The organism is Neorhizobium sp. 2083 (assembly GCF_031455615.1).
GTDB lineage: Bacteria > Pseudomonadota > Alphaproteobacteria > Rhizobiales > Rhizobiaceae > Neorhizobium.
In genome coordinates, this window is the sequence record NZ_JAVDTC010000001.1 from 802486 (window position 1) to 817465 (window position 14980).

13 protein-coding genes and 1 tRNA gene are annotated in these 14980 nt (G+C 63.7%); 8 read left to right on the forward strand and 6 right to left on the reverse strand.

All coding sequences use genetic code 11. The features are described from left to right. Positions 1-63: 63 nt before the first annotated feature. The 3 genes from J2X76_RS04220 to J2X76_RS04230 form a co-directional block, all read right to left on the reverse strand. Positions 64-426, reverse strand: coding sequence for a hypothetical protein (locus J2X76_RS04220; protein WP_310213558.1), 363 nt, complete (start codon positions 424-426; stop codon positions 64-66). 171 nt (positions 427-597) lie between these two features. Further along, on the reverse strand, positions 598-2100 hold the full coding sequence (gene guaB / locus J2X76_RS04225) for an IMP dehydrogenase (protein ID WP_113129791.1): 1503 nt from the start codon (positions 2098-2100) through the stop codon (positions 598-600). A gap of 180 nt (positions 2101-2280) precedes the next feature. Continuing rightward, positions 2281-3270 (reverse strand): MBL fold metallo-hydrolase, encoded by a 990-nt coding sequence (locus J2X76_RS04230; protein WP_113283989.1) that lies wholly within the window; start codon positions 3268-3270, stop codon positions 2281-2283. Positions 3271-3469: 199 nt separating this feature from the next. Between J2X76_RS04230 and J2X76_RS04235 the strand changes: the two genes are divergently transcribed. Further along, positions 3470-4873, forward strand: coding sequence for an MDR family MFS transporter (locus tag J2X76_RS04235; protein ID WP_113129789.1), 1404 nt, complete (start codon positions 3470-3472; stop codon positions 4871-4873). Here the strand turns inward: J2X76_RS04235 and J2X76_RS04240 are convergent, their stop codons facing one another. Continuing rightward, positions 4874-5623 carry an RlmE family RNA methyltransferase gene (locus tag J2X76_RS04240; RefSeq protein ID WP_113129788.1) on the reverse strand — a complete coding sequence of 250 codons (750 nt, stop codon included), beginning with the start codon at positions 5621-5623 and terminating at the stop codon, positions 4874-4876. Beyond that, on the reverse strand, positions 5620-7221 hold the full coding sequence (locus J2X76_RS04245) for an exopolyphosphatase (protein WP_310213566.1): 1602 nt from the start codon (positions 7219-7221) through the stop codon (positions 5620-5622). Before J2X76_RS04245 ends, J2X76_RS04240 begins: the two co-directional genes overlap by 4 nt. A 277-nt stretch (positions 7222-7498) precedes the next feature. Between J2X76_RS04245 and J2X76_RS04250 the strand changes: the two genes are divergently transcribed. Further along, positions 7499-7572: transfer RNA gene (locus tag J2X76_RS04250), tRNA-Gln, on the forward strand. A gap of 173 nt (positions 7573-7745) precedes the next feature. Here the strand turns inward: J2X76_RS04250 and J2X76_RS04255 are convergent. Next, a complete protein-coding gene (locus J2X76_RS04255; RefSeq protein WP_310213569.1) occupies positions 7746-8573 on the reverse strand; it encodes a universal stress protein in 828 nt (275 codons plus the stop codon). Between the two features lie 177 nt (positions 8574-8750). Here J2X76_RS04255 and J2X76_RS04260 point away from each other — a divergent pair, with 177 nt between their 5' ends. From J2X76_RS04260 to J2X76_RS04285, 6 genes are all read left to right on the forward strand, one after another. After that, the gene (locus J2X76_RS04260; protein ID WP_310213572.1) at positions 8751-9209 is read left to right on the forward strand and encodes an NUDIX domain-containing protein; all 459 of its coding nucleotides are present in this window, start codon (positions 8751-8753) and stop codon (positions 9207-9209) included. A 150-nt stretch (positions 9210-9359) separates the two neighbouring features. Beyond that, positions 9360-10430, forward strand: a complete 1071-nt coding sequence (locus tag J2X76_RS04265) for an HlyD family efflux transporter periplasmic adaptor subunit (RefSeq protein WP_310213575.1) — start codon at positions 9360-9362, stop codon at positions 10428-10430. After that, entirely contained in the window at positions 10427-13192 is a 2766-nt protein-coding gene (rbbA, locus tag J2X76_RS04270) for a ribosome-associated ATPase/putative transporter RbbA (RefSeq protein ID WP_310213579.1), read from the forward strand. Before J2X76_RS04265 ends, rbbA begins: the two co-directional genes overlap by 4 nt. Positions 13193-13195: 3 nt before the next feature. Continuing rightward, the gene (locus J2X76_RS04275; RefSeq protein ID WP_113283995.1) at positions 13196-14302 is read left to right on the forward strand and encodes an ABC transporter permease; all 1107 of its coding nucleotides are present in this window, start codon (positions 13196-13198) and stop codon (positions 14300-14302) included. Positions 14303-14364: 62 nt separating this feature from the next. Continuing rightward, positions 14365-14535 carry a hypothetical protein gene (locus J2X76_RS04280; protein WP_310213584.1) on the forward strand — a complete coding sequence of 57 codons (171 nt, stop codon included), beginning with the start codon at positions 14365-14367 and terminating at the stop codon, positions 14533-14535. A 152-nt stretch (positions 14536-14687) separates the two neighbouring features. Continuing rightward, on the forward strand, positions 14688-14942 hold the full coding sequence (locus tag J2X76_RS04285) for a hypothetical protein (RefSeq protein WP_113129783.1): 255 nt from the start codon (positions 14688-14690) through the stop codon (positions 14940-14942). Positions 14943-14980 lie beyond the last annotated feature (38 nt).

Genomic DNA, 14980 nt, shown 5'->3' on the forward strand with positions numbered 1-14980 from the left:
CGCTCTCCCATACGCAATGGCGCCGTTTGACCGGCGCCACGCACTTTCATCCATACCGGCAGGTTATTGCGGGGTGAGGTTCTCGGTGCCGGAGCCATCCTTGCCGGAAATGGTCCAGGCGCCTTCCAGAGAACCGTCGTCATTGACCTTGTAGACGACGAGGCCAACGGCCTTGCCGAGAACGTAACCGGCGGCGAAGGAATCGCCATAGAGCATGCAGATGCCGCTGGACGTGGTGGAACCCGTCGTCCACTCGATCGCGCAGGTCGTTTCGCTGGTCAGCGAAATCTTTGCGGTTCCCTTGTAGGGGGAACCGTCGAGATTGGTGCCTTCGACATTGTAGGTGCCGGCGCGAACGGTCTGCGCCTGCGCAGGCGTGACGAATGCGGCGCCCAGGAGGAGCGCGCAAGCCAGAAACTTATTCATGTTTACCCCCGAAAACCCTTCCATCGGCACAATCGCCAACATCCGTTGTTTAGCAGGGAATCACGAGGGAATTAAGCGATCCCGCCTGTCGGCAGGCCATTGGCGGCAGGCGTCCACCGCACTTTTTTTGAAATTCAAAGGGAGGAGGCATAGCCTCCTCCATCACGAATTTCAGAGGCCGGCGCCCGGATAGTTGGGGCTCTCGCGGGTGATCGTCACGTCATGCGCATGGCTTTCGCGCAGGCCGGCTCCCGAGATGCGAACGAAGGTTGCGCGCTCCTGGAATTCCTTGAGGTTGGCGCCGCCGACATAACCCATGGCCGCCTTCAGACCGCCGCCGAGCTGGTGCAGCACGCCGGAGACCGGTCCCTTGTAAGGCACCTGGCCCTCGATGCCTTCGGGAACCAGCTTCAGCGTATCGCGCACTTCCGCCTGAAAGTAACGATCGGCGGAGCCACGCGCCATGGCTCCGACCGAGCCCATGCCGCGATAGGCTTTGAACGAGCGGCCCTGGTAGAGATAGACCTCACCCGGGCTTTCGTCGGTGCCGGCCAGCAGCGAGCCGATCATCACGGCGGATGCGCCGGCGGCGATCGCCTTGGCAAGATCGCCCGAGAACTTGATGCCGCCATCGGCGATGACCGGAATGTTCTGCGCCCGTGCGGCTTCGACAGCCGACATGATCGCCGCAAGCTGCGGCACGCCGACGCCGGCGACGATGCGCGTGGTGCAGATCGAGCCCGGGCCGATGCCGACCTTGACGGCATCGGCACCGGCATCGATCAGCGCCTTGGTGCCGTCATAGGTGGCGACATTGCCGGCCATGACACGCACATGGTTGGAGATGCGCTTCACCCGCGCGACGGCATCGAGCACGCGCTGCGAATGACCATGCGCGGTATCAACGACCAGAAGATCGACGCCTGCCTCGATGAGGCGCTCGGCGCGCTCGAAACCATCGTCACCGACGCTGATCGCGGCTGCGGCCCGAAGGCGTCCCTGGGCATCCTTGGAGGCATTCGGGTTGAGCTGCGACTTTTCGATATCCTTGACGGTGATCAGGCCGACGCAGCGGCCTTCGCCATCCACCACCAGCAGCTTCTCGATGCGGTGCTTGTGCAGCAGGCGCTTGGCTTCAGTCTGATCGACGCTGCTTTCCTTGACCGTGATCAGATTCTCGCGGGTCATCAGCTCGTAGATCTTCTGGGCCGGATCGGAGGCGAAACGGACGTCGCGGTTGGTGAGAATACCGACCAGCCGGCCCGGGACATGGCCACCGCCGTTTTCAACCACCGGAATGCCCGAAATGCCGTGCGACTTCATCAGCGACAGCGCTTCGGCAAGCGTCGCGTCGGGCCCGATGGTGACCGGATTGACGACCATGCCGCTTTCGAACTTCTTGACCTGGCGAACTTCTTCGGCCTGTTCGATCGGGGTCAGGTTGCGGTGGATGACGCCGATGCCGCCTGCCTGGGCCATGGCGATGGCGAGCCGGCTCTCGGTCACCGTGTCCATGGCCGAGGAGATGATCGGCAGGTTGAGATCGATATCCTGGGCGATGGTCGTGGCGATATTCGTCTGGCCCGGCATGACTTCGGAATGGCCGGGCTGCAGCAGCACGTCGTCGAAGGTGAGCGCGTCCGCGCCGGTTGCCGTTTCAATGATGCGTGCCATGGCCAATTCCTTCGATCTAGAAAATGCGGGATAAGCTCAGGAACGACTTGGATAGCGTCCCGGCGCTCCGGCAACAATTGCTTGGAAGTTGGCGAGGGCTGGTAACACGTTCATGACAAGAAGGGAATAGCAAAAACCCGGGAGGTGGTTCTCCCGGGTTTTGATCGCTTTTCGGCACACTCAGATGTCGAACTGGTAGCTCTTCGGCACGAACCGGTAGCCGGCCTCCTGCTTTTCGACGAATCCGACCGCCGGGAACGGCATATGATAACCGAGGAAGGCCACCTTGTCGGTGGCGATCATGTCGAAGACCTTCTTGCGGGTGGCCGCACCCTGCGCCTTGTCCATGTCGAAACGCACCTCCCAATCGGGCCGCTGCAGCGACAGGACATAGTGATTGGCGGTATCCGCGGTCAAAACCAGACGCTTGCCCTGCGACTCGATGTTGAAGATCAGCATGCCCGGCGTATGGCCGGGCGCCAGCATGGCGGTAATGCCGGAGACGACCTCTCCGCCCTCCTTGAGGAAGGTCATCTTGTCGGCAAGCGGCTTCACATTGGCAAGCACGGCCTTCTGATTGCCTTCGGCAGGCGTGCCCGCCCGCGCGGCATCGGTCCAGAAGTCGTATTCCACCTGGCCCGTGACATAACGCGCCTTCGGGAACGCGGGCTTGCCGTCTTCCATGATGCCGCCGATATGGTCGCCATGCATGTGGGTGATGACGATGATCGAGATATCCTCCGGCATGTAGCCTGCGGCCGCCAGACCCTCGATCAGGCGTCCGCCGCCCTGGGCGCGCGCGGCCTTGCCGAGCCCGGTATCGAACAGGATCACGTCGCTGCCGGTATCGATGAGCGTCGGGGCGAAGCTGTTGACGAACTGGTCGGTCGGCAGGAAATTCCGGCTCAGCAGCGTCGCAAGCGTTTCGGGCGGCTGGTTGAGGCCGAAGGTTTCGCCCGGAGCGCCGGAAGGACGGGCACCGTCCTTCACCACCAGGACCTGAAAACCGCCGAGCTTGAATTTATGGATATCCGGCGGGACGACGCGATCGATTGCCAACGGCTTCTTCTCCTGGGCAAAAGCCTGAGCATGGATGATTGCCGGAGCGGCAAGAACGCCCAAACCGGCCGTGCCGATCAGGGTGCGCCGTCCGATACCTGATTTCGTCATGATTTTAACTGCCTCCTGGAATTGCCGCGGACCCTTGAGCTGGCGTCCGGTACGCAGGGAACATAACCGCGGCTCGGGAGGAGAAAATCCGATCTCACGCAGACGTGACCCAAAACGTGAAATGGTGAGATTCAGCAATTGGCAGACCGGATCAACAGGTTTATGGACGGGCCAATCCCCGCCCGTCGCAGGCCCCCTCATGAACCGCATCGTTCCCCTCATTCTCGCCGTCGCCCTTTTCATGGAGCAGATGGATTCCACCGTTATTGCGACGGCGCTTCCGGCGATCGCCGCGGACTTGAATGTCGGGCCGATCACGCTGAAACTGGCGCTGACCTCCTACATGGTCGCGCTTGCGATGTTCATCCCGATCAGCGGCTGGATGGCGGACCGCTTCGGCGCCAAGAAGATTTTTCGCATTGCGATCCTGGTTTTCGTGATCGGCTCGATCTGCTGCGCATTCTCGTCGAACCTTTTCCAGTTCGTGCTGTCGCGCTTCCTGCAGGGCATGGGCGGCGCGATGATGACGCCGGTCGCGCGCCTGGTCCTGCTGCGCACCACGAAGCGCAGCGAGCTGGTCTCGGCCATGGCGCTGCTCACCATCCCCGCACTGGTCGGGCCGCTGACCGGTCCGCCGATCGGCGGTTTCATCACCACCTATTTCACCTGGCACTGGATCTTCCTGATCAACGTGCCGGTCGGGGTTCTCGGCATCTATCTCTCGACCATCTTCCTGCCGGAAATCGAGGCCACCAATCCGCCTTCAATCGACTGGTGGGGGTTTTTCCTCACCTCGGTCACCGCCGCCGGCACCGTCTTCGGGCTTTCGGTCATCGGCCTTCCGGCCCTGCCGCCGGCAATCGGCATCACCGCGACGGCGCTGGGGCTCGCGGCCGGCGTGGCCTATGTGGTCCACGCGCGAAGCCATCCCGCACCGATCCTCAACCTCCGACTCTTCAGGGACAATGCGTTCCGGGCGGCGAGCAGCAGCGGTACGCTGTTCCGCATCTCGACCGGCGCCATTCCGTTCCTGATGCCGCTGATGCTGCAGCTCGGTTTCGGCCTCAACCCGTTCCAATCGGGCCTCATCACATTTGCCGGAGCCCTTGGCGCGCTGATGGTGAAGTTCGCCGCCCGCCGGGTCTTCGCGATGACCGGCTTCAAGACGACGCTGATCGTCTCGGGCGTGCTCGGTGCGGCGACCACCGCGGCCAACGGCTTCTTCACGCCGCAGACCTCGCATGCGCTGATCATCGCCTTCCTGCTGATGTCGGGTTTTTGCCGTTCGTTCTTCTTCACCGGCTCGAACGCGCTCAGCTATTCCGAGATCAGCGACGAACAGGCGAGCCAGGCGACCTCGATCGCTTCCGTCCTGCAGCAGATCAGCATGGCGCTCGGCGTCGCGTTTGCGGCCTTCATCCTCGAAGCGTCGGCGGCGCTCACGGGCACGCATCTGCAGCTCGCCGACTTCCACCTGGCCTTCTTCCTGGTGGCAGCCCTTTCGCTTCTGGCGGTCGTGCCGCTGCTGAAACTGGACCCGCGGACGGGCGCCGCCGTTTCCGGCCACCGGGCGCGCAATATGCAGCCGGAAGCCGGCGAATAGTCAGGCCCGGTCTTCCGTTTCCGCTTCGGCGACCTCTTCCGGTCCGACCGCCTCAGGCCTGCGGCCCTTGAAATGCTTGGCGAGCAGGAACATCTCGACCGATTCCTGGCGGGACGAGCCGGGCTTTACATGGATGACCTGCTTGAAATTCTGCTTCAGCATGTTGAGCAGGTCGCGCTCGGTGCCGCCCTGGAAGGTCTTGGCCAGGAAATGGCCGCCCTCGCCCAGGACTTCGACGGCAAAATGGGCCGCCACTTCGCACAGATGCATGGTGCGCAGGTGATCAGTCTTCTGGTGGCCGGTGGTCGGCGCCGCCATGTCGGAAATCACCAGGTCCGGGGTGCCGCCGATCGCCTCCATCAGGAGGCGCGGCGCTTCCGGATCGAGGAAGTCGAGCTGCAGGATCCTGACGCCGGCAAGCGGCGCCATTTCCAGAAAATCGATTGCCGCGACGCGGATGTCCTCGTCGGTCGAATCGGTGACCTTGGCGGCGATCTGCGACCAGCTTCCCGGCGCAGCACCCAGATCGATGATGCGGCGGGCACCCTTGAGGATCTGGTGCTTCTCGTCGATCTCAAGCAGCTTGAAGGCCGCGCGGGCGCGATATCCTTCGAGCTTGGCGCGCTGGACGTAGGGGTCGTTGATATGGCGCTCGAGCCAGCGCCGCGACGACGCCTTGAGCTTGCCCTTCTTGACCTTCTGACCGAGCTTGCGGCCGGTGCGATTGCCGCCAACCGGTGGTTTCGTCATCGCCTTGCTCCCGCTTCATCCTGCCCGCCGGCACCGTGACTGGCCCCCTGATTGGCCCCTGGGCGGCGCGGCCGCACGCGGCGCCATACGCCATCGTCGGCCATCATGTCCGTCAACAGGCCCTCGCGCAGGCCCCGGTCGGCAACCCGCATGCGCTGGCTCGGCCAGCGGCGGCGGATCGCTTCCAGAATGGCGCAGCCGGCCAGCACCAGATCGGCCCGATCGGGACCGATGCACGGGTTGGCAGCACGGCCGGCGAAATCCCAGGAGAGCAGCTTTGCCTGCATGGCGGAGACTTCCGCATCCGAGAGCCATAACCCGTCGACCTTGCGACGGTCGTAGCGCGGCAGGTCGAGATGCACGCCGGCAAGCGTGGTCACCGTGCCGGACGTGCCGATCAGATGGAAATCCTCCGCACCCTGACGGCGGAAGGCTGTGACCGGCGGGCAATCGAAAGCAGCCAGCATGCCTTCGACTTCCGTCACCATCGCGGAGAAGACATCCGGCGTCACGTCGCGCCCGCCATGCCGTTCCGACAGCGTCACGACGCCGACCGGAAGCGAGGTCCAATGGGTGATGTGGTTGGCGAGCCGGCTCGAACGGCTGTCATCGATGCGGATGACGGCGATTTCCGACGAACCGCCGCCGATATCGAAGAGAACCACGGAGCGCGCCTCGCGACCGACGAGCGACGAACATCCGGACACGGCAAGCCGGGCCTCGGTTTCCCGATCGATGATTTCGAGTTCCAGCCCGGTTTCGGAGGTGACGCGAGAGAGAAATTCCTCGCCGTTCTCGGCGGCGCGGCAGGCTTCGGTCGCGATCAGCCGCATGCGGCGGATCTGCCGGCTGGCAAGCTTGGCGGCGCAGACGCGCAAAGCCTCGACCGCGCGGTCCATGGCATCCTGCGACAGCCGGCGGCTGGTGCCGAGCCCTTCTCCGAGGCGGACGATGCGCGAAAACGCATCGACGACCCGGAACTGGCCGGGCCTTGTCGGCTGGGCGATCAGCAGGCGGCAATTGTTGGTGCCGAGGTCGAGCGCCGCATAGAGATCGTTGACGTAGGAGAATTTTTCGCCGCGCGGTTCCGCCGCCGGGCTTTCAGCGCCGGCCCTGCCGCGGACATCCTTGGCGGCAACTTGACCCGAACCGGCGGGGACCTGGACCTTCGCGACACCCGGCGCCGCCTTGGCGGGTGCCAGCGGCCTGCCCTGAAGGCCGCGGCCGCCCCTGTTCTTCTTGCGCCGATTGCGCGACGAAGACGGCGGTTTTGCCGAATGGGGCTGCTGCCCGCCCTCGGCGCGGACCGAAACCGGCTGTGCTGCGGGTGCGGTGTTCGAGCCCTGCCCCGGCTGCCGGGCGCCGGCGGATTTCGCGCGACGCCGCTTGCGCTTGCGCGCCGACGGGCTGGGGTCCTGGCTATGGGGACGTCCGGCAGGCGCGGCCGAATCGACCGCATCCGAATGGCTTACAGGCGCCGCGTCACGACGTTTGCCGTTCCGCTTCGCCTTCCGACGCCTCGAGGATTTCCCCTCTCCGCGCGGTGCCGCCGACGCCCCGCCTTCCGGCGGCTTTGCGCCGCTATCGGGGTCCATCACTTATATGTCCATCTCGCCGCGCAAGGCCCTCTTGAAGGTATGCCGCTGGCGTCTGATTGTTTCGTTGGCGCGAAGATAACAGGCGGTGGCGTTTTCGCCAACGGCTTTTTGCCGCCCGTGTCACGGACCTGTCATCAGACCCGCGCTCCAGCTTTTTCGCAGCCGTGACGACAAAGTTTTCGCGGCATCGATTTTTTTCGAAATCGGTATTTGCAATCCGCCCGCTTTTGTTTATAAGCGCCGCACACCGGCCGGGCCATCACCTGGCGGCCCCTGCTGGGGAATAGTTCAACGGTAGAACGACGGACTCTGACTCCGTTAATCTTGGTTCGAATCCAGGTTCCCCAGCCAATCTCTCTTCGAAACTTCCCTGAAGTTTTCTCTCAGCTGCTTTGGCCGCCGATCGCAATTGACGGCGGTTGCGCTTTCGGGTTCCGTCCGATCCCCTTCCCGTTCGCCGCAGATGCGGGCGTGAAAACCCTGTCCCGCCGACTGACGGAACAGGGCGCAGTTGCCTGTTGATATTATCTGGCGATCAGGACCGGAAACTTGGCGTCCTGCAGCACGGATGCCGTCACGCCGCCGAAGATCCGTTCGCGCAGGCGCGAATGGCCGTATGCGCCCATGACGATGAGGTCGGCGCTGATCTCCAGCGCGTGCTTTTCGAGCACGTCTTCCACCAGGCGGCCACCGCTTGCCAGCTGTTCGACGAGCACCTTTATGCCGTGACGCGCCAGATAGGCGGCGACGTCGGCGCCGGGTTCGCCGCCGCTGACCCAGTAGGAGCTGTCGGGATCGACGAGCACGACATGCACCTCCTCCGCCCATGTCATCATTTCCAGGGCCTCGCGCGCAGCCTTGGCCGCTTCGGTACGGGAGTTCCAGGCGAGCAGGATCCGTCTCGGCTTCAACGTCCCGCGGTCCTTCGGCGCCAGCAGGAGAGGGCGGCGGGCCTCGAAGACGCCGCCATCGACGATCCGACCCGTGAGGGTGCCGTCGCTGCGAACGCCGTCCCCGATCATCAGCACGTCTGCATAAAGTGCACGGCGATGGATTTCCTCGCTGACGAAAACGCTTTCGGCGTAGAGAATATCGACATCGAACGACAGGCCGTTGGTCTTGCAGGCGCTTGCCACCTGTTTCCGGATGCCGTCGAGCGATCTCAGGTCCTCGTCCCGCTGGTCGAGCCATACCGTGCCGGCCGGAAAATCGCCCATGGTTGCCGGGGCGGCCAAACTGGCCACCACGACGGAAAGATGCGCTTCGAGTTCAGTCGCCACTTCCATGGCGCGGGCGAGATCGGCGGCCGGGTCCGTATTGCCGATCACTGAAAGCACTGTCTTGAATGACATTTTCTGTCTCCTCTGCATGAGGCCGTGATCGGCCCTGTGAACGAAGCCTAGGACCGGTGCCCGCCGGTGCCATGATCTTCGTCAACCGGAACCCGGGAATGGCAAATTGCGGCACGCTGCCTGCGGATGTTAGGATCCGCAAAGCCGGCCTCCGGCGCCGCAGGGAAAGCTCTTGTCATGCCGCAACGCAGCGCAGGTCTTTTGATATTCCGGCAGGTCGCCGGATATCGGGAAGTGTTTCTGGTTCATCCCGGCGGGCCGTTCTGGGCACGCAAGGACGAGGGAGCATGGTCCATTCCAAAGGGTCTCGTCGATGACGGCGAAGACGAGCAGGCCGCCGCGAAGCGGGAGGTCTTCGAGGAAGTCGGAGCGACAATCGAGGACGAATGCGAATGGCTCGGCGAATATCGCCAGCCCGGCGGCAAACACGTGCTCGCATGGTCGGTAGAGGCCGATATCGACGTCGAAAACATCGTCAGCAACACGTTCCGGATCGAATGGCCGCCGAAATCGGGAATGATGAAGGAATTTCCCGAGGTCGACCGTGCCGGATGGTTCGGGCTCGACGAAGCGGAGCGCAAGATATTGAAGGGCCAGAAACAGATCCTTGCCGATTTCGCGGCGCGGCGGCCGTAGAGCAAGGGCACGCAAGTCCGGCTTTGTCCCGGAGAGACTGCCTGGGCCAAAGTCCGGCGAAAACTCCTGCCCGCTTGACTTAGATCACCACAGGGCCCGTGATGGGCAGATACGAAAGCCGCCGGACATCAGCGTTCATGGAGCCTCCCTTTGAACCGTATCGCACAAGCCGCCATCATTCTCGCAGTCGTTGGCGCCGCCGGTTATTTCGGCTGGCGGTACCAGCAGGACCTTCGGGCGGCGCAGGCCATGCAGGGGATCGCCAGCGGTAACGGCCGCGTCGAGGCGGTCGAGATCGACGTCGCGGCGAGAACCGCAGGGCGCCTCTCGGACATCCTGGTTAGGGAAGGCGACTTCGTCAAAGCCGGCGCGGTCGTCGCCCGCATGGATATCGAGCAGCTCGCGGCCCAGAAGCGGGAAGCGGAAGCCCAGCTTGCCAGGGCAAGGATCGCCATCGAAACCGCGAAAAGCCTGGTCGTCCAGCGCCAGGCGGAAAAGGAAGCCGCGGCCGCGACCGTTTCCCAGAACGAGGTCCAGCTGCAATCGGCCCGCAAGCGGCTTACCCGCAGCGAACAGATGAGCCGCAGCGGATCGGTTTCGGACCAGTTGCTGGACGACGACCGCGCCCGTGTCGAAGGAGGCGTCGCAACCGTCGCGGCGGCAAAAGCCAACCTTGCCGCAACCGATGCCGCGGTCGGCGCAGCGCAGTCGCAGGTCGTGGATGCCGGGGCCGCGGTCGAGGCCATGCAGGCGACCGTCGCGCGCATCAACGCCGATCTGCGCGATTCCGAGCTCAAGGCGCCGCGCGACGGACGCGTGCAATATCTCGTGGCTCAGCCCGGAGAAGTGGTGGCGGCCGGCGGCCGCGTGCTCAACATCCTCGATGTCGGCGATGTCTACATGACCTTCTTCCTGGCCACGGAGGAGGCAGGCCGCACCCCGATCGGCGGCGAGGCCCGGATCGTTCTCGATGCCGCCCCGCAATATGTCATTCCTGCCCGGATATCGTTCGTGTCCGACGTGGCGCAGTTCACGCCGAAGACCGTGGAAACCGAAGAGGAGCGCCAGAAGCTTATGTTCCGCCTGCGGGCGCGGGTCTCTCCTGAACTGCTCCAGAAATATATCGCGCAGGTCAAGACCGGCCTGCCGGGCCGGACCTATGTGAAGCTCGATCCCGCCGCGACATGGCCGGCGGCCCTGGCGCAGCCGCTGACCCCATGAACCCGGAACAACAGGCAACCGGCGCCCCGGCGGAACCGGCCTATGTGGCGCGGCTGAAGGATGTCAGCCATTCCTATGGCAGGACGCGCGCCATCGACGGTGTGAGCCTCGACCTGCCCGCGGGACGGATGATCGGCCTCATCGGCCCGGACGGTGTCGGCAAATCCTCGCTGCTCTCGCTGATCTCAGGCGCGCGGCAGATCCAGACGGGCGAGGTCGAGGTGCTCGGCGGCGACATGCGCAGCAACCGCCACCGGGACCGCACCTACCCGGCGATCGCCTACATGCCGCAGGGGCTCGGCAAGAACCTCTATCCGACGCTGTCGGTGTTCGAGAATGCCGATTTCTTCGCCCGCCTGTTCGGCCAGGGCCGCGAGGAACGGCAGTACCGCATCGCCAACCTTCTGAAGCGCACCGGCCTGTCGGGTTTCGAGGATCGTCCCGCCGGCAAGCTTTCGGGCGGCATGAAACAGAAGCTCGGCCTTTGCTGCGCCCTCATCCACGATCCGGACCTGCTTATTCTCGACGAACCGACGACCGGGGTCGATCCGCTGTCGCGCCGGCAGTTCTGGAGCCTGGTCGAGGATATTCGAAGGGAGCGGCCGGAGATGAGCGTGATCGTCGCGACCGCCTATATGGAGGAAGCGGCGCGTTTCGACTGGCTGGCCGCCATGGATGCCGGCAAGGTGCTGGCGACCGGCACGCCGCGCCAGATCTTGACCCGCACCCGCGCGCATACGCTCGACGAGGCTTTCATCCAGCTTATGCCGGAAGAGAAACGGACCGCCTACCGTGCGGTTTCGATCCAGCCTGCGGACTTCGCCGAGGCTGACGTCGCCATCGAGGCGGAAGGCCTGACGATGCGGTTCGGGGATTTCACGGCGGTGGACAATGTCAGCTTCCGCATCCGCCGCGGCGAGATTTTCGGCTTCCTCGGCTCGAACGGCTGCGGCAAGTCGACGACGATGAAGATGCTGACCGGCCTGCTGCCGGCAAGCGAGGGTACCGCGAAACTGTTCGGCAAGACGATCGATCCGAAGGACATGGATGTCCGCCGGCGTGTCGGCTACATGAGCCAGGCCTTCTCGCTCTACAGCGAACTGACGGTCCGGCAGAATCTCGACCTGCATGCGCGGCTGTTCCAGCTGCCGGCCGACACGATCCCCGCCCGGATCGCGGAAATGGGCCGGCGCTTCGAGCTTACCGACGTCATGGACACGCTGCCCGACGCGCTGCCGCTCGGCGTCCGGCAGCGGCTGTCGCTGGCTGTGGCGCTCATCCATTCGCCGGAAGTGCTGATTCTCGACGAACCGACATCCGGGGTCGATCCCATCGCCCGCGACCAGCTGTGGGCGGCGCTGATCGAGCTCTCGCGGAAAGATCGCGTCACCATATTCATCTCCACCCATTTCATGAACGAGGCGGAACGCTGCGACCGCATATCGCTGATGCATGCCGGCAAGGTGCTGGTGAGCGATACGCCCGAGGAGATCCGCAAAACCCGCTATGCCGCCACGCTCGAGGAAGCGTTCATCGCCTATCTCGAAGATGCGATCGGCGAGACGGCGGCTTCATCCGCGCCGCCCTCGACGACGGCCGAAGACGGACGCAGATTCACAAGCCCTGACCGGCACCGCGCCTTCGACCTGCGCCGGATCTGGAGCTACAGCCTTCGCGAAACCCTGGAAATCCGCCGCGACCCCATCCGCGCCACGCTGGCGCTGATCGGCAGCGTCATCCTGATGTTCGTGATCGGTTACGGCATCAACATGGACGTCAAGGACCTGAGCTTTGCGGTTCTCGACCGGGACGATACGGTCGCCAGCCGCGACTACGTCGCCAATATTTCCGGTTCCCGCTATTTCATCGAGCAGCCGCCGATTGCAGATTATGCCGACCTCGATAGGCGCATGCGCGACGGCTCGCTGAAGCTGGCGATCGAGATACCGGCGGGTTTTGCCGAACATGTCGCCCGCGGGCACGATGTCGAAATCGGCGCATGGATCGATGGCGCGATGCCGCAGCGGGCGGAAACGACGCGCGGATACGTGCAGGGCATGCATGCCCAATGGCTGGCGCAGAAGGCCCGCGAGATCTACGGCAATGCTGCAAGCGGCCAGTTCTCGATCGAGACCCGCTTCCGCTACAATCCCGGCATCGAAAGCCTGGTGGCCATGGTGCCGGCCGTCATTCCGCTGCTGCTTCTGCTGATCCCGGCCATGCTCGCGGCGCTTTCGGTGGTGCGGGAAAAGGAACTCGGCTCGATCGTCAATTTCTACGTGACGCCGGTGACGCGGCTCGAATTCCTCATCGGCAAGCAACTCCCCTATCTGGCGCTCGGCATGATGAACGCGGTGCTCCTGTGGCTGTTCGCAGTCCTGGTGTTCCAGGTGCCGTTCACCGGCAGCCTGCTTGCCTTTGCGGCAGCCGCTCTTCTTTATGTCGGCTTCGCGACCGCCTTCGGCCTGCTCGTCTCGACCTTCATGTCGAGCCAGATCGCCGCGATCTTCGGCACCACGCTGATGACGATCATCCCGGCCGTGCAGTTTGCCGGCATGATCGATCCCGTCTCCTCGCTGCAGGGCATCGGGGCGCTCGTCGGACAGATCTATCCGACCACCTATTTCAACATCATCTCGCGCGGGACCTTCTCAAAAGGCCTCGGTTTCGACAGCCTCCTTGGGGCTTTCCTGCCCCTCCTTGTCGCCGTTCCGCTGCTGATTGCGGCAAGCACCGTCTTTCTCAAGAAACAGGCAAGGTGACGGATGCGGCTCGCCAACATCTTCCATCTCGGGATCAAGGAACTGCGCGGCCTGATGCGCGACCCGATATTGCTCGGGCTGATCGCCTATTCCTTCACGATCGCCGTTTATACGGAAGCAAAAGCCGTTCCCGAAACATTGAACAACGCGCCGATCGCGATCGTCGACGAGGACAGTTCGCCGCTTTCGCGGCGGATCGCCGACTCCTTCCTCCGCCCCTATTTCAAGCCGCCGGCGATGATCACCGCGGATGAGATGGATGCCCGCATGGATGCCGGCACCGATACGTTCGCGCTCGATATTCCGCCGAACTTCCAGAGCGACCTGATCGCCGGCAAGACGCCGGTCGTCCAGCTCAACGTCGATGCGACCCGCATGACCCAGGCGTTTTCCGGATCCGGCTACGTGCAGAATATCGTCTCGACCGAGGTCTCGGGCTTCTCCGCCGAAGACAGCCGCGCGCCGACGGTGGACCTCGCATTGCGTGCGCGGTTCAATCCCGAACTCAACCAGATGTGGTTCGCATCGGTGATGAACGTCATCAACAACGTCACCATGCTGGCGATCATCCTGACCGGCACCGCGCTGATCCGCGAGCGGGAGCACGGAACGGTGGAACACCTGCTGGTGATGCCGCTGACGCCGTTCGAAATCATGGCCGCGAAAGTGTGGTCGATGGGGCTGGTGGTGTTCGCCGCCACCCTGCTCTCGCTGATCTTCGTGGTGCAGGGATTGCTGAAGGTTCCGATCGAAGGATCGATCTCGCTGTTCATGGCGGGGGCGGCGCTGCATCTCCTGGCGGCCACAGCCATGGGGATTGCGCTTGCCACGCTTGCGGGCTCCATGCCGCAGTTCGGCCTGTTGCTGATGCTGGTTCTCCTGCCGCTGCAGATCCTTTCGGGCGCGACGACCCCGCGTGAAAGCATGCCGGAAGTGATCCAGACGATCATGCTCGCCGCGCCCAACACGCATTTCATCCTGCTCGCCCAGGCGATCCTTTATCGCGGCGCCGGGTTCTCGGTCGTCTGGCCGCAATTCGCCTGGCTGTTGGTCATCGCGACTGCCTTCTTCGCGTTCTCGCTGCGCGGCTTCCGCAGGTCCCTGCGATAACGCGGCTTCTGCCGTCGGTTAAACGGGAGTAGGATTGTCGGGATACGATGAGGGAGTTCGAAATGGGAAAAGCAAACAAGACACCTGCGCCCGCGACACCCAAGGACGTCGCCAAGGAGCAGGACGATTATCTGGAAGAGTCGCTCGAAGAGACTTTTCCCGCCAGCGATCCGATCGCGCCGGGCCATCCCCAGAAGCCGGCGAAAAAGCCGCTTGCTCCGAAGAAGATATAGCCCGGCGACCCAGGTCACGATTGTGGCTTCCGAGACACCCGGAGCAGTTGCGTTTGGCGCAACTCGGGCGCATGATGGTGGTTCGGTAACCATGTAAAGGGCGTTGCCGCTTCAGGAATTTTACACCCTGGCTCCAATGAAAGGAGGACGTCATGTCTTCCGACTTCTCACAGACCATCTCCCGCAATCTGGTCCGTGTCAGCGGCCCGGGATATCGGGAAAATATCGAGCTTCACGCGTTCAGGGAGCGTACGCAGCCGGGCGGCATGCTTGTCAGCGGCCGAGCCGGCGGAACGGGGGCCGCGATTTTGCTTGCCCGTTTTGGCGATCGTCCCGAAAACAGCTTCGGGGCCGCAATATCGGCCTCGTTGAGCACATACAGAGATACTGCAGCACCGCAGCTTTGAGGTTTCGGCCGACAAAGGCGGGATTTCGCAAATCGGCC